General features: G+C 60.4%; 19 protein-coding genes and 2 pseudogenes. 11 read left to right on the forward strand and 10 right to left on the reverse strand.

Annotated elements, in window-relative coordinates; all coding sequences use genetic code 11:
• The first annotated feature begins 23 nt into the window (after positions 1 to 23).
• Positions 24 to 935, forward strand: a complete 912-nt coding sequence (locus AB4Z38_RS05020) for a helix-turn-helix transcriptional regulator (RefSeq protein WP_441428686.1) — start codon at positions 24 to 26, stop codon at positions 933 to 935.
• Between the two features lie 317 nt (positions 936 to 1,252).
• Here AB4Z38_RS05020 and AB4Z38_RS05025 read toward each other — a convergent pair whose 3' ends face one another.
• The gene (locus AB4Z38_RS05025) at positions 1,253 to 1,789 is read right to left on the reverse strand and encodes a hypothetical protein (RefSeq protein ID WP_441428687.1); all 537 of its coding nucleotides are present in this window, start codon (positions 1,787 to 1,789) and stop codon (positions 1,253 to 1,255) included.
• A gap of 16 nt (positions 1,790 to 1,805) precedes the next feature.
• On the opposite strand from AB4Z38_RS05025, the gene AB4Z38_RS05030 reads away from it, so the two are divergent.
• Positions 1,806 to 2,183: a hypothetical protein gene (locus AB4Z38_RS05030; protein ID WP_441428688.1), complete on the forward strand. Its 378-nt coding sequence runs from the start codon at positions 1,806 to 1,808 to the stop codon at positions 2,181 to 2,183.
• 399 nt (positions 2,184 to 2,582) lie between these two features.
• On the opposite strand, the pseudogene AB4Z38_RS05035 reads toward AB4Z38_RS05030, so the two are convergent.
• Positions 2,583 to 2,993: pseudogene (locus AB4Z38_RS05035) on the reverse strand (transposase); the annotation flags it as partial.
• Here AB4Z38_RS05035 and AB4Z38_RS05040 point away from each other — a divergent pair.
• From AB4Z38_RS05040 to AB4Z38_RS05070, 7 genes are all read left to right on the forward strand, one after another.
• Positions 2,956 to 3,342 (forward strand): hypothetical protein, encoded by a 387-nt coding sequence (locus AB4Z38_RS05040; protein WP_441428689.1) that lies wholly within the window; start codon positions 2,956 to 2,958, stop codon positions 3,340 to 3,342. The pseudogene AB4Z38_RS05035 and the gene AB4Z38_RS05040 overlap by 38 nt on opposite strands.
• Positions 3,343 to 3,740: 398 nt before the next feature.
• Positions 3,741 to 3,908: a hypothetical protein gene (locus AB4Z38_RS05045; protein ID WP_441428690.1), complete on the forward strand. Its 168-nt coding sequence runs from the start codon at positions 3,741 to 3,743 to the stop codon at positions 3,906 to 3,908.
• Entirely contained in the window at positions 3,901 to 4,152 is a 252-nt protein-coding gene (locus AB4Z38_RS05050; RefSeq protein ID WP_441428691.1) for a hypothetical protein, read from the forward strand. The genes AB4Z38_RS05045 and AB4Z38_RS05050 overlap by 8 nt, the downstream gene beginning before the upstream one ends.
• A 520-nt stretch (positions 4,153 to 4,672) precedes the next feature.
• The gene (locus tag AB4Z38_RS05055) at positions 4,673 to 4,903 is read left to right on the forward strand and encodes a hypothetical protein (protein ID WP_441428692.1); all 231 of its coding nucleotides are present in this window, start codon (positions 4,673 to 4,675) and stop codon (positions 4,901 to 4,903) included.
• A gap of 380 nt (positions 4,904 to 5,283) precedes the next feature.
• A complete protein-coding gene (locus AB4Z38_RS05060) occupies positions 5,284 to 8,901 on the forward strand; it encodes a galactose oxidase-like domain-containing protein (RefSeq protein WP_441428693.1) in 3,618 nt (1,205 codons plus the stop codon).
• A 226-nt stretch (positions 8,902 to 9,127) separates the two neighbouring features.
• Positions 9,128 to 9,718 carry a hypothetical protein gene (locus AB4Z38_RS05065; RefSeq protein ID WP_441428694.1) on the forward strand — a complete coding sequence of 197 codons (591 nt, stop codon included), beginning with the start codon at positions 9,128 to 9,130 and terminating at the stop codon, positions 9,716 to 9,718.
• A gap of 220 nt (positions 9,719 to 9,938) precedes the next feature.
• Positions 9,939 to 10,274, forward strand: coding sequence for a hypothetical protein (locus tag AB4Z38_RS05070; protein WP_441428695.1), 336 nt, complete (start codon positions 9,939 to 9,941; stop codon positions 10,272 to 10,274).
• A 303-nt stretch (positions 10,275 to 10,577) separates the two neighbouring features.
• Here the strand turns inward: AB4Z38_RS05070 and AB4Z38_RS05075 are convergent, their stop codons facing one another.
• The 5 genes and pseudogenes from AB4Z38_RS05075 to AB4Z38_RS05095 all read right to left on the reverse strand — a co-directional run bounded on the left by AB4Z38_RS05075 (position 10,578) and on the right by AB4Z38_RS05095 (position 15,884).
• The gene (locus AB4Z38_RS05075) at positions 10,578 to 13,697 is read right to left on the reverse strand and encodes a DUF3427 domain-containing protein (RefSeq protein WP_441428714.1); all 3,120 of its coding nucleotides are present in this window, start codon (positions 13,695 to 13,697) and stop codon (positions 10,578 to 10,580) included.
• 75 nt (positions 13,698 to 13,772) lie between these two features.
• Positions 13,773 to 14,075 (reverse strand): hypothetical protein, encoded by a 303-nt coding sequence (locus tag AB4Z38_RS05080; RefSeq protein WP_441428716.1) that lies wholly within the window; start codon positions 14,073 to 14,075, stop codon positions 13,773 to 13,775.
• A gap of 34 nt (positions 14,076 to 14,109) precedes the next feature.
• A pseudogene (locus AB4Z38_RS05085) lies at positions 14,110 to 14,481 on the reverse strand (DUF7255 family protein); the annotation flags it as partial.
• 2 nt (positions 14,482 to 14,483) lie between these two features.
• Positions 14,484 to 15,155: a DUF6308 family protein gene (locus AB4Z38_RS05090; protein WP_441428696.1), complete on the reverse strand. Its 672-nt coding sequence runs from the start codon at positions 15,153 to 15,155 to the stop codon at positions 14,484 to 14,486.
• Positions 15,156 to 15,344: 189 nt separating this feature from the next.
• On the reverse strand, positions 15,345 to 15,884 hold the full coding sequence (locus AB4Z38_RS05095; protein ID WP_441428697.1) for a hypothetical protein: 540 nt from the start codon (positions 15,882 to 15,884) through the stop codon (positions 15,345 to 15,347).
• A gap of 208 nt (positions 15,885 to 16,092) precedes the next feature.
• Here AB4Z38_RS05095 and AB4Z38_RS05100 point away from each other — a divergent pair, with 208 nt between their 5' ends.
• Positions 16,093 to 17,067, forward strand: a complete 975-nt coding sequence (locus AB4Z38_RS05100) for an aldo/keto reductase (RefSeq protein ID WP_441428698.1) — start codon at positions 16,093 to 16,095, stop codon at positions 17,065 to 17,067.
• Between the two features lie 90 nt (positions 17,068 to 17,157).
• On the opposite strand, the gene AB4Z38_RS05105 is transcribed toward AB4Z38_RS05100, so the two are convergent.
• Positions 17,158 to 17,766, reverse strand: coding sequence for a hypothetical protein (locus tag AB4Z38_RS05105; protein ID WP_441415509.1), 609 nt, complete (start codon positions 17,764 to 17,766; stop codon positions 17,158 to 17,160).
• A 755-nt stretch (positions 17,767 to 18,521) separates the two neighbouring features.
• Between AB4Z38_RS05105 and AB4Z38_RS05110 the strand changes: the two genes are divergently transcribed.
• Complete coding sequence (locus tag AB4Z38_RS05110) at positions 18,522 to 18,773, forward strand: hypothetical protein (protein WP_441428699.1); 252 nt, start codon at positions 18,522 to 18,524, stop codon at positions 18,771 to 18,773.
• Positions 18,774 to 18,915: 142 nt separating this feature from the next.
• Here AB4Z38_RS05110 and AB4Z38_RS05115 read toward each other — a convergent pair whose 3' ends face one another.
• Both AB4Z38_RS05115 and AB4Z38_RS05120 read right to left on the reverse strand, forming a co-directional pair.
• Positions 18,916 to 20,019 carry an ABC transporter substrate-binding protein gene (locus AB4Z38_RS05115; protein WP_441428700.1) on the reverse strand — a complete coding sequence of 368 codons (1,104 nt, stop codon included), beginning with the start codon at positions 20,017 to 20,019 and terminating at the stop codon, positions 18,916 to 18,918.
• A gap of 66 nt (positions 20,020 to 20,085) precedes the next feature.
• Entirely contained in the window at positions 20,086 to 20,940 is an 855-nt protein-coding gene (locus tag AB4Z38_RS05120; protein ID WP_441428701.1) for an ABC transporter permease, read from the reverse strand.
• Positions 20,941 to 21,081: the final 141 nt, after the last annotated feature.

The following is a 21,081-nucleotide window of genomic DNA, read 5'->3' on the forward strand; positions in this document are numbered from 1 at the left end:
TGGTTACACCGTACCGTTTCCTTATGGATAACCGAGCCGAGGTACGAGAGTTTCTGGTCTCCCGCCGAGGACGCATCACACCCGAGCAGGCAGGCATCGAGCCCATCGGCGGCCGACGCCGCGTGGCCGGTCTCCGAAGGGAAGAAGTCGCCCGCCTCGCCGGCGTCAGCATCGACTACTACACCCGCCTCGAACGGGGAAACCTCACAGGGGTCTCGGACAGCGTCCTCGACTCAATCGCCCGGGCCCTGGAGCTTGACCGCGCAGAACACGACCACCTCTATGACCTGGCACGTGCGGCCGGTACCTCGGGAAGGAAACGCTCCACCAACACACCTGCGCCAGCAGTGCGGCCCGCGATGGAGTACCTGCTCGACGCCATCACCGGCGCACCAGCCTTTATCGGAAACAACCGCATGGACATCGTCGCCGCCAACGCCCTCGGCTACGCCCTGTATTCCGAGATGTATCGTGGCCCGGCACGCCCTGCGAACCATTCGCGATTCATCTTCCTGGACCCCCGGGCCCACAACTTCTACCCCGACTGGGACCGTGCAGCGAACGTCAACGTCGCGATTCTGCGCCGCGATGCCGGCCGCAACCCCCACGACAAGGACATCGCAGCACTCGTTGGCGAACTCTCCATGCGCAGCGACGAATTCCGCACGCGCTGGGCGGCACACAACGTCCGCCGCCACTACTCAGGCACCAAATTCTTCAACCACCCCGTCGTCGGGCTCCTTGAACTGACCTACCAGGCCATGGACCTCGAAGACGACCCAGGCCACACCCTGACTGTTTACCCCGCCATTCCCGGCAGCCCCTCAGAAGAAGCCCTCAAACTCCTCGCCTCCTGGGCGGCGACCGAGAACATCGTCCAGTCCCCCAAGCCCACGCTGGACCTTAGAGCCAGCACCACCAAACGTGAGGCCTGAGCCTTCTCCGCTCAGACGCCTGCATTGCCGCCGCGATCGAAAGCCGCGAACCCGCGCTTGTCGATGAAATGATCGAGTGGCTGCTACTCCTTAGGTGCCCGTCTTCTGAGCACAATGAGCCAAGTAATAGATCCGGCAACCACCAGGATACTCCCCAGCCAGAGGGCCTCCTGCAGTGCTGGGGTGGCCTCTGTCAGATTGGCAGCGTCAATCTCAAATGTCCGCACCGTCCAGATCACTGTTACGACGGAAAAGGCTACGAGGCCAAGCGCACCTATGATGATGGGGGCTGTTCGGTTACTCATTTCGTCCTTAATTTACGCGCTACCAATTGCACCGGTACCTGATGAAGTGATGGGGGTTACGTGAACCTTGATGTTGTTCCCGTCCCAGCTAAACCTGTCAATCAGGTCGATTCCTAGCCATGGATCCGCCACGACGGGGTACGTGTACGACTGGGACGTGTGGTCTACAACTTGGGTGAGAGTGGGACCATTTAGCTCGTAATGAGTCGCCACGACTGTGCCTTTGGAGTCCTTTGCCCAGGCGGGGGCAATTACGCCCGAGAAAGCGCCCTTGCCATCGAAGATTTCGACGGCACCTCGGTTATTCAAGGTTGCGGTGCCGTCGGATGGAACCGTGAGATTGTAGTTGAAACGACTGGGTGAGGAGGAGTTGGAAAGGACGGTCACTGCGGCAACGCTCCTTCCTTCCTTAGGCACGAGCACGGAACTCGTTCCGTTCTCGTTATCAAAAACGACTGTCCCGTTCGACTGTTTCTTGCCCTCAACGGCCTTTTCATTGAAGGGAAGCCCCAACCTAATCACGGTCCCACTTGAACTCTGGACTGCCACGGGATCACCAGAATTCGTGGGAAACTCGTTCGATCCGTTCCCGGCTCGGGCCCTGGCCTGCGACGTGTTCAAATCTGCAGATCCTCGCACGTTGGCCGACGGAATGAATCCCGGTGCCGAATTTTCGATGGCGCGGATTGCCGGACTTATCGGCGGCACGCTCTCGGCCGCCACGCTGGGAGAAATAGTTGACAGAAAAAGTATTGCAACGGCTGAGACCGAAAAAACTAAGGATACTGAACTAATTTTCACGTTTCCTCCAGATTGCGGAAATGTCCGGTTCGCACCCCTTCAGGTGCGAGCTTGCTGTAGCAATCACTTCATTCCGGCAATTGGAAAGCGCGAGGGCCGCCCAGTTTGCCGTAAAAAGGCTATGTCTGGATTTGCCATCTAAGTGGTGAGACAACGAAAAATACGTGCAAAAACGGCCAATCTACGTGTAATAAAGGCTCCATCTACGTGTCATAAAAGGAGCGTCTACGTGTTCAAGACCGAAACACGTAGACGGCTGCCATCCCGCTGCAGCTAGCATGGTCACCGCTCGGATGGCACGTTTCTGGTTCTATCCACTTCAGGTCGGTCCGCTGTTCGCGACCTTCACCTTCGGCCCGAGCATCCTGAAGGCCTTAGCCTTGATCCACCGATCCGCGGTTGGTCCTGACAAGTTGTCGGGGGGCGGTTGCGGTTTTTGGTTTCGGGCATGGCGGGTTGCCGGCCTCGCTGCGGTCGCGTTCCACTCCGTGTTACTGTTCAGGCCGTTGGCCGGCGGGTGAGCGGGGTTCCATGCCGCTTGCGGTGGGGCGTGGACGCTGGTGAAGAGTTCTTCCCAGGCCGTTTGCCAAGGCCACGCTTCGGGGAGATGAAGACGGATACGTCGGGCGCTGGAGGCGATCCTGGCCGGGACGTGGATGAGTTTGCGGCGGATCGTTCCGGTTCTGGCCTTGCCGAAGGGCCCTGCGGCAAGGAGGCCGGCGGCGCGGGTGAGGTTGTAGGCCATGACCGCGGCAACCGGCCAGGCCGAGTTCGCGGGGAACAGCTGAGGGCATGTGGGCGAGGGCGCTGTTCAGATCCGCGTTGACCTGCTGGCTTTCCAGTTCAGTTCCGGGATGCGGCGCACGACCAGCCGGCCGGTGATCTGCTCGGCCTTATTTTGGGAGGTGAACGCGGTGAACACGGATTCGGCAACTTCGGCCTTCGAGATCCAGGTGTTGCAGGCTAAGGCCGGCCCCATGGGCTTCGATCCGCACGAACCACAACAGCAGCGCATGCTGGCCGCTGCCATGAAGTCAGCACAAATCAACGCCGGCGACCTCTGGCTCAAGTACTTCAGCCTCGGCGGCGAAGTTGGCGAGTACGAGGTGGAAGCCTATCTCCAAGGCCTCCTCTCCCTGCCCGTCCTACAGCGCGACCTCCTGGCCATGGCCGCCAACGAACTCATCGACACATTTCCCCAAGGTTCGGCGCCCTACTCCGACGAGCTCAGCCCGGACGGCAACTCCCCGAGGAAAGAACCCAGGTCCGGGACGCAAGAACTGCCGGGCTCCGAGGATTAAGTGGCGCGTTGCGTCGCCCAGGTTGAGGCGTACGACGTCGTCCGGCACCTGGGACGTGACGTTCAGTCCCTGCGTGGTTCCGTCGCGGAGCACGACCGCGCGCGTTTTAGTCCAACCACGTAGACGCACGTAGACCCAAACACGTAGACGCCGCCTCTCCTCCACTGAATTTTGCGATTTTCACACGGAGATTCGCCCAAAACGCACGGAGATTCGACCTAATCCACACGGAGACGGGCTTTCGCAGGTTTATCTTTCTTTCAGGATGGGGCCGTCAGCAGCTCAACAGCTGACCAATCTTTCCTAACCAAGCTATGTCAGCCTAACCCTTGGGGGGATTATGAATTGGCACCAACTCAGCGGCCGGTCGCCTGCCTTGGGATGCGGATGACAGCGTCATGAAACTTCTGACCATCTCTGCGGCCGTCATGCTCTTGATCGTTGCCATCATCGCGTTCTTTAGCAACCAGATCATCATGGGGATCGTGTCCCTCGCAGCATCGGGGGCAAACCTCGCGACGTGGTTTGTCCATAAGAAGCAAACAAAGCAGGTCGGTCGTGTTTAGCCCGGCTGATCCGATCAACCCAGTCGTCAGCGACACCTTGGCTACTCCTGTTCTTGGCATCGTCTACTTCGTGTTGGTAGTCGTCGCGCTTGCATCGCTTATCGCATCAAAATGGATTCCCGCTCCAGTCAAAGTAACGATTGCCGTCGCGATCCTTGCGTTGCCGTTTGCAGGCTCGGTTGCCTGGATTATCTACTCACAAGCGCGCCAGCGGCGGCTTGGGAGTCCCTCCAGAAGATCGTAGAAAGGCAGGTCTAGCAAGACGCGGAACTGGGGAAGACCTGGTGATATCAGAAGCCAGGCTCACAGGTAGTTCCAAAGGCTTGATCTGGAGAATAGTCGGTGTGTCAGTCTTGTCCTAGCCGTGTCTGCGCTGGTCTCTGGCATCCTATTGCCCGGGCTTCTCATCGCCGCCGGCATCGCCGCCTTGACCTGGCTGATTGTTCGGATGACCGTCTCCATCTCGACAGATGGGGAGAAAATCGTCCTGAGCTGCGCGCCGTTCTATTCAACCGAGGTGTCGATCTCAGACGTTTGGCCATAACCGCGGCCCCGGATACATCCCTCTCTGACGGATATGGCTTCCGGGTCATGGGCAAGAACACCCGAGGCTTGCTGGTGGGAGGGCCTGCGGTCGCTTTGGAAACGAACAATCGCCGATGGATCGTCTCAGCCGCCCATCCCGAGGAAGTCACGTCGGCAATTCGAGATCAAATGACAACAAGGCGAACAACTGCACTGTCCAAAGAAATAGGAGCCGTGAAATGATCTCCGCAGAACAAGCCCGACACGTGATGCTTCACGGTTGGAGCGGCTTGCTGACGCTCGCAATAGCACTCCTGGGCGTGGCCATGATCTTCATTAGCCCCCTCCGCGAGTTGCTTGGACCGCTGTGGACCGGATACCCGGCCATAGCGTTTGGGTACATCTTTCTTGGGGTCCCGGCGATTCACCGCTACCGGTTAGGAAAAGCAGGTCAGAGCCGCTCCCTTTAGGGCTATCGACTGGCACAGATGGCAAACCGGCCGCCGTTCTGAGTACCAGGAACAGCCTGCTCTACCCGGCGCGGCCACCCTTGCCCCTACTTCCGACTCTGGGACAACGATCATCACTGCAGGCCGGTCGGGCTGGTCCTGCTGGCCGGGCCAGTCCTGCGCGAAGTCAGCGCCTCTTGCTACTGGCCGACGGGAAGTGCTTAGGAGTGCGTCAGAAGCCCTAACAGGTGGTCACCACTCGTGATGTCGCGGCTTCGGACCGGCTACGCTCGGTCTCCTGTGGGGTGATTCCGATCAGAGCTTTCCGGGCCGCACACCGAAGTTACGCTGCGGTCAGGGTTCTGTGCCGAATGTTCACTGCGAGAAAACCAGGGGAAATCATGCGGCGGAACGTGTTTGCGCGCTTAGTCTCGATCGCTACAGTTGCCGCCCTCGGTTTCGTGCCCCTGTTCTCTCTGCCAGCCAGCGCCGCTGGCGGTTTGGCGACCGACAAAGTAGTCAGCACGCACCAGTCGTCCCCTACTACGACCGTCGTTTCACCAACCTTCACCACCAGCCAATCAGGGGAACTACTGGTTGCTTTCGTCACCGCGGATGGCCCCGCAGCCACCGGGTCCCAACAGTTCACCTCGGTCACCGGAGGCGGGCTCACCTGGCGCCTGCGTAAGCGGACCAACGTTCAATACGGCACTGCTGAAGTCTGGCAGGCCGTGGCGAGCGGCATTCTGACCAATGTGGCGGTGACGGCCACGCACACCGGTTCGTACCAGGCTTCGATAACAGTCGCCACTTTCACTGGTGCGGACACCACCACCGACGGAGCGGTCGCGGGGGCCAACGGAGCCAGCGGGGCTCCCGCCGCCACGCTCACGACAACCCGCACCGGCTCCTGGGTCTGGGGTGTCGGCAATGACTGGAGCGCGGCCGCGACCCGCACCGTCGGGACCGGCCAGACCAAGGTCGATGAGTTTCTTGCCAGCAGCGGTGATACATTCTGGACACAACGCCAGTCCTCCCCCGGCACATCTACAGCGCCACAGTCCATAACGATCAACGACACTGCTCCTGCCACCGACATGTGGAATCTGTCGCTAATCGAGATCCTGCCCGCGGGAACGTCGGACACCACGCCTCCCACCGTCAGTCTCACGAGCCCGGCCAATGGTTCCACCGTCACCGGCACGATAGCCGTCACCGCGAGCGCCAGCGACAATCAAGGTGTTGTCGGGGTCCAGTTCACGCTCGACGGCGCCAATCTATCGGCAGAGGCCACGGCGTCGCCCTACTCGGTTCAGTGGGACACCACCGCCGTCGGCAACGGCAGCCACACGCTCTCAGCCGTTGCCCGGGACGCTGCCGGCAACACCGCAGCCGCGAATCCTGTGACTGTAACGGTAAGCAACTCCGGCGGCGACCCCGCCGTCGTCGGTTCATGGGGACCAGTCCAGGCCTGGCCCGAGGTTTCCATCCATGCAGCCCTGACCAATACCGGCAAGGTCCTGACGTACCAAGGTGACTTCACGCAGGGAGGCCAGCAGTATCTCCTGGACCCTGTCACCGGCAGCTACATCCAGGTGCCGAACGCTGCCGTAGATCTGTTCTGCTCCGGGCAGGCGGTACTTCCCGACGGCCGGATCCTGGTTGTCGGCGGAACAGCGACCAGCGGCGGACTCGGTATTCGTAATGTCGACGCTTTCAACCCGGGCACCGAGGCCTGGCAGGTGCTCGCGCCCATGCACTACCCCCGGTGGTACCCCACCGGCACAACCCTGGGCGATGGCCGGGTATTGGTGACCTCCGGGGCGAACACCAGTTCCACAGACCTCATCCAGGTTCCCGAGATCTATGACTCCCAGCAGAATGCGTGGAGCGACCTGGCCACGGCCACCAAAAACATCCCGTATTACCCATTCATGTACCAGCTCCCCGACGGGCGGGTGCTTCAGGCCGGCGCTTCTGAGCAGGCGACGTCCACGCTCGCCCTCAACGTGGCCACACAACAGTGGAGCACCATTGACGGCCGCGTGATTGATGGCGCGTCCATCACCAACTACGCACCCGGCAAATTCATGAAGGCCGGGTCTTCCTCGGATGGTGGATTCTCAGGCTTGTCATCAAACACTGCGTTCACCCTTGACATGAACCTTCCGAACCCGACGTGGCAGCCGACCGCGTCAATGCAGTATCCCCGCAGCTTCGTAAACCTGACCAACCTGCCCGATGGTACGGTCCTGGCAACCGGAGGCGGCACGGACAGGTCCGGCCACGACGACAACAACGCCGTCAAGCCAGCCGAAATCTGGAATCCTGCCACGGGCACGTGGACAACGGTGGCAGCATTGACAGCACCACGTCTCTACCACTCCACGGCACTGCTTCTGCCTGACGGCCGGGTCTTCGTCTCGGGCGGCGGCGGTGACACTGGCGTGACGGACCAAAAGAGCTATCAGATCTACTCACCCTCGTACCTGTTCAAAGGTGCCCGACCGACGATGAGTTCAGTTCCAGCCACCCTCCAATACAACGCCAATACCTTTGTCCAGACCCCGAACGCAACAGACATAAGGTCTGTTTCCCTTATCCGCACTGGATCGGTGACCCACTCCTTCGATCAAAACACCCGCGCATTGTCGCTACCCTTCTCCCAAGCTTCAGGCGGACTGAACGTTCAAATGCCGTCAAATGGCAACTACGCCCCGCCGGGCTATTACATGCTTTCCATCATCGACGGCAACGGTGTCCCCTCGGTGGCATCCATGGTCCGCTTCCCCGCTCCGTTCGAGGACACAACCGCCCCCACCGGCCCCTCCAACCTTTCGGCTGTCGGCGGCGTCGGCCAGGTGGACTTGAGCTGGACCGCATCGACGGACAACGTCGGCGTCGCCAAATATGACATCTACCGCTCGGCCACGCCGGGATTCACGCCTGGGCCTGCCAACCAAATCACGCAGGTAAGCGGATCAACCACCGCTTACCATGACGCGGGCGTAGCGGTTGGCACCTACTATTACCGGGTGAAGGCGGAAGACGCCGCATCGAACCTGAGCCCATCCTCGAATGAATCCCAAACCGTGGTGTCAGCCGACACGACCGCTCCGACCGCCCCCACAAACCTCACAGCCGTTGCCGGCTCCGGCCAAATCTCCTTGGCCTGGAACGCCAGCACGGACAACGTCGGCGTCACCCGCTATAACATTTCCCGCAACGGGGCACCCATTGGCACCGCCACAAGCACCTCGTTCGTCGACGGAACAGTCATCGCAGGCACCACCTACAGCTATAGCGTCACGGCGCAGGATGCGGCCGGCAATGTCAGTCCTCCCTCGAACACCGCCACGGCTACAGCGTCCGGCGCGCGGACTATCACCATCGACAAGCTCGTGACCGCTCATCAGGGCACCAACTCTGCAACAGTCAGCGTCGCCGGTCTCACAACCACCGGAAGCAACCAGCTAATACTTACCTTCATCAGCTCTGACGGCCCCAGCAGCGGGGGGAGCGCATCCATTCGATCGGTCAGCGGCGCTGGCCTGTCCTGGACGCTCCGCCAGCGCACCAATGCGCAGGCCGGCACAGCCGAAATATGGCAGGCAGTGGCACCTGGCCCGCTCACCAATGCCACCATTACGGCAACTCAGAACTCGGGCTCATGGCAGTCAGCCATGACCGTGGTGGCGTTCAACAATGCCGACACAGCCCAAGGCGCCACAGCCGGAGGCAGCGCCGCCACCGGAGCGCCGAGCGCCAGCCTCACCACCACCCGCGCTGGATCATGGGTTTGGGGCGTTGGAACCGACTGGAACGCTCCGTTGGCCCGAACCGTCGGACCGGCTCAGACCCTGGTTGACCAATATTTCCCCCCGGCCGGCGATACCTACTGGCTGCAGCGCCAAACCGGACAAACACCCACCAGCGGCACTGTGGTCACCATCAACGACACAGCCCCCACGACCGATCGCTGGGATCTGGCTCTCATCGAAATCCTCTCCGCTCCATAGGGGCTCGAGACCAAGGACGGCTTGAGCATTTCCTTTCGAGAAACCTCATCCCGGTGGGCGAATGCAGGGAGTTGACTGGCGTTTTCGAGAATCTCCCCTAAAGTGTCCGACCCCGGTCCTAACGTGAGCACAGCAGGCTGCCGAGAGTAAGAGCAGGGGTTATTTCAACGCTTTCGCACTCGCGGCCCTGCATTGTCTCCGAATCGCTCAACCCGAAGGACCTATCATGACCGAACCACTCGCACCGTACGCCCAGCCGGCACCGGCCGCCCCCGCGCCCTCGAAGGGCAGCGGCTTCGGCACCGCCGCACTCGTTCTGGGTATTGTCGCCATCGTCTTCTCGATCATCCCGATCGTCGGCTTCGTTGCCTTCCTGCTCGGCCCGCTTGCCATCATCTTCGGTGTCGTTGGGTTGACCCGTAAGTTCTCCAAGAAGGGAACCTCTGCTGCCGGACTTATCTTGGGCGTTCTGTCCGTGATCGTCGCCATCATCGTCACTGCCATCATCGGCGCTGCGGCTCAGAGCGTCAGCGACTCGGTGAACAAGGAACACAAGATCGAATACGTCGTCACCGTCACCGGTAAGGCCCATGTCTCCTACTGGACCGATGGAGGCACTTCCAACGAAGACATTACGGCCAACTGGAAGAAGGACGTCACCGCCAAGGGGTTCAACCTGAGCTCGTTGATCGTCACCGGTGATTACACGAGCCCGACCAATGTCACCTGCGAAATCCTGGTCGACGGTCAGAGCGTGTCAAAGAATAGCGGCTCTGGAACCACTGCCATGGCGAGCTGCACCGGCAGCAGCAAGTAGCGGCTATTTGATCGCAGGCTCCGGTGCACTAGCCCCAACGGCTAGGGCACCGGAGCCCGCATAGCGCACTGACTCAAGAATCATGAAGGGGGATGAAAGATAATGAACACACCATCTGGCGCCACAGGTCGGCTCCTTGTCAGAGGGCTCGACGCCGGTCGGTCGCCAAAGTGCCTTCTCTTCCGGAATGCTCAAACGGATCCCCCGATGGGCTCGGGTGGTGGTGCCCATCGCGCTTATCGCCGGGCTCATCGGCGGGACAGCACTCGGTTTCGCGACGCGGCCAGCCGTCAGTTCGACGAAAGAATACGCGGCACTGAACGACGAGCTCACCGCCAAAATCACCAGCGGAGACGCAACCATCAGCAAGCTGCGCGCCGCGGCATCGGACAAGGACGCCCAGATCAGCACGCTGCAATCAGCAGCCGCCGGTGTGAAGACCCTGCAGCAACAGCTGGGTGACAAGGAGAAAACCTTAGCTGGCAAAGAAGCGGACTTGGCCTCAGGGAACAGAAGCTCAGCGATGCGACGAAGCAGGTTGCCGCCAGCCAGATAAAGAGCAGCCTTCACGTTGATGGTGGGGACGTGCAGCCCGGCACCTACACAACAACGGGTCCGACGGAACCAAATCTGTCGGCTGCTACTACGCCTGGAAGACGGACACCGGAAGCGACGCCAGCATTACGGACAACAACATCGTCAAAGGTGCGGCCACTGTAACCCTCGCAAATAGCGAGGTATTCGAGTCGACCAGCTACCAGGCCTGGACAAAGATCGGGTAAAGCACCATAACGGCAGATGGGGAGCTAGCTGCGGCTCCCGACCCCTGCTTCGGATCGTGATTTCGTCAGTACGACCATCACTGCGCCACCGCAGCCGCAGTGGCGAACACATCAGCAGGCATCGGCCGATGCAGCTTCCAGGTGATTGCGATCGGCTTTTCACCGACGTGCTGCACGTAGTCAACCTGTCCCAGGCACGTGTACGGAACCGTAAGGCCTGTCTCGTCTTCTGAGGTGTCCCTGGTGAAAATCAGGATCTTTGAGCTGTGCGCAGCCCGGTCCAAGTACCGTTTTCCCGTCGGGCTTCCGGGCGACGTCGCGTTCTGCGACTCCCAGTGGAACAGCTCCGGGCTGATGGCGTAGTCCTTGTACATCGTGGTTGCAGAGTGCTTCCTGTCGTCCTTGTTCAGGGTGACAAAGAAGGCATCGGTGGAGGTCGCCGGGCACCAGGCCACGCCCTCGCGGTGCTGCACGTTCCTTCCAAGCTCCAGCGAACCGTAATCCAGGGCCGCCAACACCTCTTCGCGTCGATAGGTCGCGTGCGAGAGCAACGGAACGTGTTGCAGTCCAGATCCTAGGCCCTTGGCGGCATGTTTGGATGCCGCAACCCCGAGCTTCACGAGTTGGCGGATCTCGCTGCAGACAAATTGGTAGCTCCGCAGATAGTCCAGTCCGGCGTCGTACGTCTGAAAACCGCCGCCGTCGTCCCAAAGTGTGTAGAACAGCATCCGGGCGAAAGTCTGTTCCCGCATGCCGAGCTCCGCATAGCGGGGCGCATCCACAGTGACCAGCATTGAGTACGCCTCGGCGCGTTCCGGATCGTCAACGTGGATCAGCGCAGCCATCCGGCCAAGGAGCTTCTTCTCATCGGCATTCGAGAGCTCCTGGATCCGCCCGCTGAGAACGGCCTCCAACGGCGAGAACCCCTCGATCAGCCCAGCCTGGCGGAGGTAGCCGGTCCAGGAGTCCTTGGTTGAACGGTAGATGGACTTCAGGTCATTCCCAGACTGCTGCAGATAGGCCTCCAACTCGGTTTCCGCGTAAGAGGCTATGTCCCGGACAAGCTGCGTCCTGTTGAACCGCAGCTGTGCCTTGATATTGTCCAGGACGACCTTCTGCGCGACGCGGTCCAACACGATCTGGGAGCCCGAAGGCAGGTACGGAAACTCGTCCTCGATGGCCTTCTCCAGCTCTTTCCGCCCGTAGCCGGTGAGCGCCCTATAGCGCAGATCGAAGCGGAACTCGCGGCGTTGCTGACCGATGAAATCCATGACCGTCAACACCGCTTTGCCCTCGGCACGGCGTAGCCCCCGCCCGAGCTGCTGGAGGAAGATGGTGGCACTCTGTGTGGGCCGGAGCATCAGGATGGTGTCCACCTGCGGAAGGTCAAGGCCTTCGTTGAAAAGGTCGACAGCAAAGATGCAGTTGATTTCCCTGTCCCGGAGCCGTTTGAGCGCAAGTTCGCGTTCGGCGTCGTCGATGCTGCCGTCAACGGCAAGAGCCGAGATGCCGGCACCATTGAAGACTTCGGCCATGTAGTGCGCATGCTGCACCGAAACGCAGAAGCCGATGGCGCGCATGTATTCGGTGCTGGTGACTTTGTCGCGCAGCTCGCGGATGACCTTTGCCGCTCGGGCATCATTTCCTGTGTATAGGCGGTCGAGCTGAGCAGTGTCGTAGTTGCCTCGTTTCAATTCAACCTGAGTCAGGTCGACGTCGTCGGACACGCCAAAGTAGTGGAACGGCACCAACAGATCTGCGTCGAGGGCGTCCCAGAGTCGAAGTTCGCTGGCAGTGCGGCCGTCGAAGAATTCCTTTGCGACGTCGCCGCCGTCCCCACGTTCCGGCGTCGCTGTAAGCCCGAGGAGTTGCTGCGGCTGGAGGTACTCGAGCAATAGCCGGTAGGTCGGAGCCATGGCGTGGTGGAACTCGTCAATGACGACGACGTCGAACTGCTCGGGCCTGAGGGTCTGAACACCGAGGGAAGCGAGCGATTGAACAGAGGCAAAGAGGTGCTTCCACTGTTGAGGTTTGTGATCGCCGACGTAGAGCCCACCGAAGGCGCCGTCCTGCATGACGTCGCGATATGTGCGCAGCGACTGTTTCAGGATCTCCTGCCGGTGAGCCACGAACAGGAGCGTCAGGTTCCGGCCGGCTGCTTCGCAGAGCCGTTTGTAGTCTAGGGCGGCGATGACGGTCTTGCCGGTGCCTGTGGCAGCAACCAGGAGATTCCGGTTGTATCCCTTTGAACGCTCAGCTTCGAGGTCTTCGAGCATTTCTTCCTGGTGGAGAAAGGGCCGAATTTCGAGGCCAGTGACGGCGTCAGGGGCTGCCGTTCGTCTGCCGCCGTTGCGCTCCAGGGCGGCGTCGAGCCTGTTGCCGTCCTTGTCCGGGTCATAGCTCTGGAAGGCACGCTGTTCCCAGTAGCTGTCGAAGGTGACCTCGAACTTCTTGAGTAGCGCGGGCGTGGCGACTGAACTCAGACGGACGTTCCATTCCAGACCGTCCAGGAGCGCGGCTTGGCTGAGGTTGGAGCTACCGACGTAAGCGGTGTCGAAGCCTGAGCTCCGGCGGAATAGCCAGGCTTTGGCGTGCAGACGTGTGGCTTGGGTTTCGTAGTTGATCTTGACCTCGGCACCGTAGCGGCGGACGAGCTCATCGATAGCCCGGCGTTCGGTTGCGCCCATATAGGTGGTTGTGATGACCCTGAATTTGACCCCACGCTCCCTGAGTTGTTCGAGAGCGGGCTGGAGCAATCTGAGGCCCGTCCACCGCACGAAGGCACAGAGGAGGTCGACCGTGTTGGCGGACTCAATTTCAGTTCGCAGCTCGGCGGCGAGGTTGGGATCTTCCTTGCTGTTGGTGAGGAGTGCCGACTCGCTCAGTTTTGTCGTGGGGCGCCTCAGTTGCCGGCGTTTCAGTGCGTCAGGGCGGTGGAGGGAGAGTAGCTGCGTGGGTCCGTCGACAATGTGGTCGGCGTCCTGGATTCCGTTGAGGAGACGGTTCGCAAGGGATACTCGGTCTCCCGGCTTCGCTGCTGTGAGGACCTCGCGGAGGACTTCTGCCACATGACGGCTGAGGACTTCCGATACATCGTCATCTTCTACCTCTGCCACCACTGCCTGGAGTTCGGGCACAAGGGTCAGCTTTGTTGCCAGGGCTTCGGTATTTAGGAGTTCGTACAGCCCCTCCGGCAGATTCGAGTCTGTCGGTCCCCCATCGAATGTATTCACTGCGCCAGGGTATTTGGTAGGAGTGACAAATCGCGAATATTAGGAATGCCGTTGCTGGCCCAAGACTCCGAACGAGACGGCGAAGCGGCCTACTGACCCCGTACCCAGCACCACGTTCACCGGTGCTTCGCCAGCCAGCCGCAATGAAATCTGCTTCTGGATCTCCCGTATTGCCCAGCGCTGATCGGACCCGATGACGGTGCGAGGCGTAGCCCGCGGCGCCATCCCCGTCGAGAATCGGAATCCGGATGAGGGGCGGATGTCCCATAGACGGAACGGCGAGATCGCGAAGGGCGTCGTAATACGCGCGCTGGCGTTGCCGCCCTCCCGGGCCGAAGCCAACGGCGTCCTTGGTCGCCCTGTACCTATCCGCCCGAGGAGCGTGCTGTCTGCACAACTCTAAATACTGCTCAAGGTGAAATCCGAGCGGGATGGTGCCTGGATATTGTTCGAATGTCCGAAGGCGAAAGGACGTGAAATGCTGGACTTCGTCGATTTCGATAAAGGTCTTTGAGTGCACGTGATAGAAGTCGCCCCGCAGAGCCGTTGTCCTTTTGGATTTGTGTACATCTGTTTGGCCGCCCAGATCCTCAAAAATGTCATCCAATGGCGCTGCGGCTATAGCTGCTTGCTCCGGGAGTCCGAAGTGTCCACGTTGGTTGATCCAGGACACCTTCGCCGGTTCAAGTTGGATGCCGTCCAAGGCCGCAGCGGCCCTAAACGCCGCCTGCGCGTCGCCGACCGGCATGGTTAGCTGACGTCCTGATCGACGTTCCCGAGGGCCTCGGCGTCCTGGCTACCGTGCATCCAAAGCACGACATCGAGGATTCGAAGGAGGGAAAGGTCATCCCGCCCAATGGTCGAGCGCAAAGCCTCCAACCGTCCAAGCAATTCGAGATCAGTTGCGAATGCCTCATGCCAAGCTCTCCACGTGCCAGTCGAGTCTTTGAAGCCCGTCACCCGGGCAACGACGGAATCGTAGATCGGGATAAGGTCTGGGCGTTTCCGGGCCAGGAGCTTGCTTGCAGTTGTGGCGCCGACTCCCCATCGCTGTGCGTCCTGCGCCCGCAAAAGTCGCCAAAGGAGCAAACAAGGGCTGTCTTCTCCAAAGTACTTATCGTGCTCATCGAGCGGGATATCTTGAAGCGCCACATCGTTTGGAATCATTTCCAGAAGGGCTGTGATTTCTGCTGAGCGATGGCCAAGAATCCCCAGCGCTGCAGGTGCCGGAACATGCACCGAAAGACAAGAGACGGAGATCAGATCATCTGAGGTGAACGCGGCTTCCCCATTCATGCCGAAGGAATCGAAATGCGACCCAGCATACTCATTGCCGGTCCACTCTCCGAGTCCGAAATAGCGCTCCAGATGCGAGCGCGCCTCGTCGTCCGAGATTGCCCTGAATGCTCCAGCGACGGTCATCTATGTCCCTTTGTCCTGCGCCGCAGCCATACAGCCAGCAACGAACCTGAGAGCAATCTACCGCGGGCAGTCTTACATCTTCATTTGGGACATCAAGTGACGAATGGTTCAAGCCAATGCATCGGGCTGTGGGCGTGCGACAACAGGCCGCTCCATTGACCCGGGAGACTGGCGCCGTTCTCATGGTTCTCAGGGCACCGCCGTCGTCTGATTAAGCTTGCCGTCAACACCTCGAACCCAGAATCTTCCGTCGCTGTCCATGAACTCGATGGCTGGCATGTAGGCAGCGTTGCCGGGCACAGGCTCCAACGCTCGTTGCCTCTCGACATAAACCGGCCACCTCTTGAGCTCGCTGAAAAAATAGCGGCCTGGCGGAAGGATTTTTGCCGATGCTCGAATTTCCGGGATCGGAGTGCCGTTCCGTGCGGCGCCTTGTGCTCGCTCGACCGAAAGGCTGAAAACCGGCGCATCACTTGAATTGACCAACTCAATCCCCCATTGAATTTTGCCGTCAATTTCGCCTTTTACTGGCCAACACGCGACCCGTGACGCCTGATGACGTTCCGCAGCAACTATTGCCCTATCCTCACGCTCAGTCTCGAGCCTCCGCATCTGCTGCGATTCCTCCACCGTTTGCCTCGAATGGCGCGTGGCCCTGGCCACGAAGAATAACGCCAGCGCCGTTGCCAATGCGCTAATGATTTGTGCGACGTCCACCCAACCGCCCATGACCAGCCTCTCGTAGATGTTGGGCACAGATTACAAGTGGACGAGAACGCTCGCTTGTCACACTCCTTGGTCGGAAGGCTTTCGGGGTGCTCACGCTCCTGTTTGTTGTCCGCTCTACAAGCACGTGCCTATAGTGGCCCTACCCGCACCCCTCTCTGAGCACCGTCCTGCCGTCCAGCACGTTCTGCCACCTACAGGAGAGAACCCCATGGAAAACCGCACGCTTGGTTCATTAACCGTCTCTGCCCTTGGCCTCGGCTGCATGGGCATGAGTGAGTTCTACGGCGAAGGGGACGACCGCGAATCCCTTGCCACCATCAACGACTTCCTCGACGCCGGCGGCAGCCTTTTGGACACCGCCGACATGTACGGACCCTTCACCAACGAAAAGCTCGTGGGCAAGGCCATCGCCGCCCGCCGCTCCGAGGTCGTGCTGGCCACGAAGTTCGGCAACGAACGCCGCGAGGACGGCTCCTTCCTGGGTGTCAACGGCAGGCCCGAATATGTCCGCTCCGCCTGCGACGCCAGCCTGCAACGCCTCGGCGTGGACCACATCGACCTGTACTACCAGCACCGCGTGGACAAGACCGTTCCCATCGAAGACACCGTGGGCGCCATGGCCGAACTGGTCCAGGCTGGAAAGGTCCGGCATCTGGGACTCTCCGAGGCCGCACCGGAAACTATCCGCCGCGCCCACGCAGTGCATCCGATCACCGCCCTGCAGACCGAGTACTCCCTCTGGGAACGGGAGCCAGAAACGAAGGTCTTCCCGGTCCTGGCCGAGCTGGGCATCGGGTTCGTTCCCTACAGTCCCCTCGGCCGCGGCTTCCTGACCGGGCAGATCCGCAGCGAGGCCGACTTCGCGGAGAACGACTTCCGCCGCCACTCCCCTCGCTTCCAAGGCGAGAACTTCAAGCGCAACCTGGAGCTGGTGGACCGGGTGAAGGAACTCTCAGACGAGAAGCAATGCACCCCAGGCCAGCTGGCCCTCGCGTGGCTGCTGGCACAGGGCGAGCACATCGTCCCGATCCCCGGCACAAAGAAGCGCGAACGCCTGGCAGAGAACCTGGGGGCCACCGCCGTCGTATTCTCCGAAGACGACCTGAAGCGCCTTGACGAACTGGCCCCGGCAGGGGCCACTGCCGGAGCGCGCTACCCCAACATGGCCAGCATCGACGTCTAGACACTGGCAAGCGAGGGCGGCCACCATGTTATCCGTGCTGGCCGCCCTTGCTTATGCCGATGATTGCCTAGCGTCGTTATGAATCTGCCCCTAGAGGGCCCTAACGAAAGATCGGACAAGAAGGTCATCCGGGCTGTAGTTTTCTGCCCAAGCCGCGAAACTCTCGTTGATCGCCATGATATTTATGTTGACGCAGAAGGTGCCGTTATCGGTACCGCTAAGTCCCGACGAGATACGCGGACAAAAGTCTTTACGCTCATCAATCATGGCAAAGATTCTCTCCAGGAACTCCTGGCGGTCTGGGCTAAGGAACCACTCGGTTGGCGCATGAGGGTCCGACTCTGAGTATCTAGAGGCTGCTCCCGCCCAGGTGTCGAGCCAGTGCTCGGGAGGATCGAGCACTGCGTTGGCTTCGATGCACATGCCTCTGAGAATGCCACGAATGGTATGCCAAGAGCCCTCGGCTCCGCCGAACTGCCGTTCTTGCGTTCCCAAGCCCGTGACTCTGATTCTGTTTGGCGTCGAGTCCCATTCGGCTTGTTCCCTCAAACTGGTGTGCGGTTCATCGGGGTGAAGTCTCGGACGAGCATAAGTGTTCCCGTCGGTTCCGGTGAACAGGCGTCCACATACTTCCACCGAGGAACCTTCGCGGACAGGGCGCAACTGCTGGCCGCTGGTTGTTTCACTCTTTGCCTTCATAGGGCGTGGCGACCTCCGCTTCGTTTAGACAGAATCAGGAACCAGAACCCAAAGCGACCAGCGGCCGGCGTTGAAAGAACCGGGACGATTCTGAAGACAGCGATAGTCAAGAATATAACGGTGCATATAAAGGATCGGGAAGGAGGCCCTTTTGCACGTCCCCTCGCTGTAAAAGTTGTCTTGCCAGACGTTCCAGACCTTGGCGACCTGCGGCTCCGTAGTTGCACCGACAATCGGAGCGGCCGGAGCCGCAGTCGACTCGGTGGTGGCGGCCCGGGCGTTGGCGGCGTTCGTGCCCGAGAAAACCAGAACTGAAGATAGTGCGATTGAACAAAGGATCTTACGACCATTAGGCATGACGAATTCCCCCAAAAGTCTGCCGACGGAGCGAGATTTTCTCGTTTCATCATCGGTGGTGGTCAGACACTAGTTGAGACTGATGGGAAAAATCAATAGCTCACTATCAATTTTGAGATCCGGGGCCGTTCCCGCGGCTCCGTTCGGACGAGGCTCTGATGGCCGCCAAGGGTTGACCCTCGGAAGCGTTGTGCCCTACTTTAAACAGACCGCTCGTCCGGTTTTGGAAAGCCCACCTGCCCAATGGAGATGAACATGTGCCTCGTGAGGAAATTGGTTCTGTTCCTAGAGGTGGTCCCATGACAAGCCACGAAAGCAGAGCCGGGGACACGACCACCTTCGGGCCTCTTCAATTAAAGAGCATCTGGCATGAGCATGAGCTAAGGAATTTTGACCTAATGGTCGTAATGCAAGCTTCCGGGTGTGAGCACATTGCCGACCGAGTGATCAAGGGCGAATCGGTGTCCGCGGAGGATAAGTCGGTACTCGTCATAGCGAACGAATTGGCGGAACAAAAAGGCTACCTTCCCTTGTTTGACGTGACCGATGACGACGCGCGTATCTCGGAGAACGCAGGATCGGAGCTGGAAAAGTTCTTCAGGTCCGAGGAATGGCAAACGAGGGATCGAAGCAGTACGCGGCAGCTCTGACGCCCCGGACGTAGCTCCACGGCGGCGCCACCGCCGTCGAACTTTTCAAAGCATCCCTAAAAGCACCCACAAACAAAACAATCGGCCTGCGTGGATTACCACGCAGGCCGATTGTTTGGGGGCTAGCTATAGAGGGCAGAGATTAGCCGTCGTTGCCGGCAGGGGTGGTGGCGGCGGTGTAGCCTTCGAGCTTGAGCGCGGCCTGGGCGTACTTCTGGGTGAACGTGTCGGCGATGTTGACCTTGGAGGTGTCAACGCCGATGGTCTTCTCCTCGTCGAAGATCGTCTTGGGGCCACCTGCAGGCATGATGCCGTCCGGAAGGAACTGACCCTTGTCCTGGTTCAGCGCAGCAACGTACTGGTCCTTGGAGATGGTGCTGTTCTGGACGTAGGACTGAGGCAGCTTATCGGCGATCTCCTGGGCGGAGTGGGTGCTGATCCAGTGCATCGTGTCCACAAGGGCGTTGACGACCTTCTGGGCCGCGTCCTCGTGGGTCTTGACCCAGTCCGACTGGGCGAGAAGGCCGGCCGACGGCAGGGTGCCGCCAAGCGCTGCCTTGGCTCCGTCAGAGGTGGCGAGGTCGATCGCAGAAACGGCGAGGTTCTTGTTCTCCAGGGCGCCAACGGTCGGCTGGGTGGTCATGACGCAGTCAGCGGACCCGCGCTGGATCGCTGCGATTGCGGTTGCACCGGCGCCGACGGCGATCGTGTGGTAGTCGCTCTTCGCGAGGCCGGCCTTCGCAGCGATGAACTGGGTGAGCTCATCGGTTCCCGAGCCGAGGTCAGTGACTCCGACGGTCTTGCCCTTGAGGTCTGCGCCCGTTTTCACGTTTGCCTTGGGGCTGCACATGATGCGCTCGCCCGGGGCACTCGAGAGCTGCACGAGGTTGACGACATTCTTGCCCTTGGACTGGAAGTCGACGGTGTGGACGTACCACGCACCGGCCATGTCCACCTGCCCCGATGCCATCGCGTCTTCGGCGCCAACGCCACCCTGGGACTCGGTGGAAAGCTCCATCTTGACGCCGTACTTCTGGTAGAAGCCGAGCTGCTGCGCGAGCTGGTACGGCAGGTAGATCTGCTTGTCGATGCCGCCGACCATAAGCTTCACGGTGGGCATCGAGGCGGTGTCCGCGGCAGCACTGCCGCTTGCGGTGCTGGTGCTGCTTGCGGTGCTGGTGCCGCAAGCTGCGAGGCTCAGTGCGATCACTCCGGCAGCGCCGACGGCGTAGATCTTCTTCATCATGGTTGTGCTTTTCCTTCTATTTTGAGGATTCGAGCGTTGGGTAAGTGGAATGGAAGACGGCGGGCGTCAGATCGCCTGGGCTTCGGAACGGTTTGGTGGCCGCCATTTGAGCAGCTTGTGTTCGAGCAGGGTGAGGAGGGCTTCGGCGCCGAGGGTGATGACTGCGATGATCACCATGCAGGCGAAGACCGTGTTGGGATCGAAGGTCCCCTGTGCCTGGCTGATGATGAGGCCGATTCCCTGCTGGGCGCCGAGCACTTCAGCAACGAGGGCGCCGATGATCGCGAAGCCGAACGCCGTGTGCAGGCTCGCGATGATCCAGGTCATTGCCGAGGGAATCGTCACGTGGATCGCCACCTGAAGCGGCGATGCACCCAAGACGCGCACATTTCCGACCAGGTTCTGATCCACTTCACGGACGCCCTGGAAGGCGTTGAAGAAGACGACGAAGAAGACCAGTACCGCTGCGAGCAGCACCTTCGGGAAGACTCCGAGGCCGAACGCCACGATGAAGATCGAGCCGAGCACGATGCGGGGGATGGAGTTCACGATCCGGATGTACGGGCCGACCACTTCCGACAGGTACTTGTTCGAGCCCAGAAGCAGGCCCAGGACGACGCCGACGAGCGTTCCGAGCGCGAAGCCCATGAACGCTTCCTGCATGGTGACCCCGAGGTTCTCCCAGATGGTGCCGAATGCCGTGCCCTCGGTGAAAAGCTTGACGAGGCTGTTCCAGATTTCGGTCGGCTGGCCGAAGAAGAACTTGTCCACCCAGCCCTCGGTCGTGAACCACTGCCAGCCACCGATCACGATGACCGCGAGGATGGCACGGCCGGCCCAGACCCAGGTGGTACGGCGGTTCAGGGAACGCCGGGCGGAAGCCTTCAGCTCACTCGCTTGCGCTTGTGCTTGATCTTGCACGGGAGCACCTCTATTGATTGTGGTTGTCATGCTGCTGCACCCGCCGATTGCTTGTAGGCGCGGGTGACTTCGTCCTTCAAGGACTCCCAGATCTGGCCCTGCAGCTCCAGGAACCGCTCCTCGTGCCGGATCTTCTGGACA

Source organism: Arthrobacter sp. 2RAF6 (assembly GCF_052115205.1).
Classification (GTDB): Bacteria; Actinomycetota; Actinomycetes; order Actinomycetales; family Micrococcaceae; genus Arthrobacter.

Excerpts from the sequence above, each read along its gene's own strand:
- AB4Z38_RS05100 (WP_441428698.1), top strand. The coding sequence starts at position 16,093 with ATGGAAAACCGCACGCTTGGTTCATTAACCGTCTCTGCCCTTGGCCTC.
- AB4Z38_RS05090 (WP_441428696.1), bottom strand. The coding sequence starts at position 15,155 with ATGACCGTCGCTGGAGCATTCAGGGCAATCTCGGACGACGAGGCGCGC.
- AB4Z38_RS05045 (WP_441428690.1), top strand. The coding sequence starts at position 3,741 with ATGAAACTTCTGACCATCTCTGCGGCCGTCATGCTCTTGATCGTTGCC.
- AB4Z38_RS05095 (WP_441428697.1), bottom strand. The coding sequence starts at position 15,884 with ATGGGCGGTTGGGTGGACGTCGCACAAATCATTAGCGCATTGGCAACG.
- AB4Z38_RS05060 (WP_441428693.1), top strand. The coding sequence starts at position 5,284 with ATGCGGCGGAACGTGTTTGCGCGCTTAGTCTCGATCGCTACAGTTGCC.
- AB4Z38_RS05115 (WP_441428700.1), bottom strand. The coding sequence starts at position 20,019 with ATGATGAAGAAGATCTACGCCGTCGGCGCTGCCGGAGTGATCGCACTG.
- AB4Z38_RS05110 (WP_441428699.1), top strand. The coding sequence starts at position 18,522 with ATGGTCGTAATGCAAGCTTCCGGGTGTGAGCACATTGCCGACCGAGTG.
- AB4Z38_RS05020 (WP_441428686.1), top strand. The coding sequence starts at position 24 with ATGGATAACCGAGCCGAGGTACGAGAGTTTCTGGTCTCCCGCCGAGGA.
- AB4Z38_RS05065 (WP_441428694.1), top strand. The coding sequence starts at position 9,128 with ATGACCGAACCACTCGCACCGTACGCCCAGCCGGCACCGGCCGCCCCC.
- AB4Z38_RS05105 (WP_441415509.1), bottom strand. The coding sequence starts at position 17,766 with ATGAAGGCAAAGAGTGAAACAACCAGCGGCCAGCAGTTGCGCCCTGTC.
- AB4Z38_RS05055 (WP_441428692.1), top strand. The coding sequence starts at position 4,673 with ATGATCTCCGCAGAACAAGCCCGACACGTGATGCTTCACGGTTGGAGC.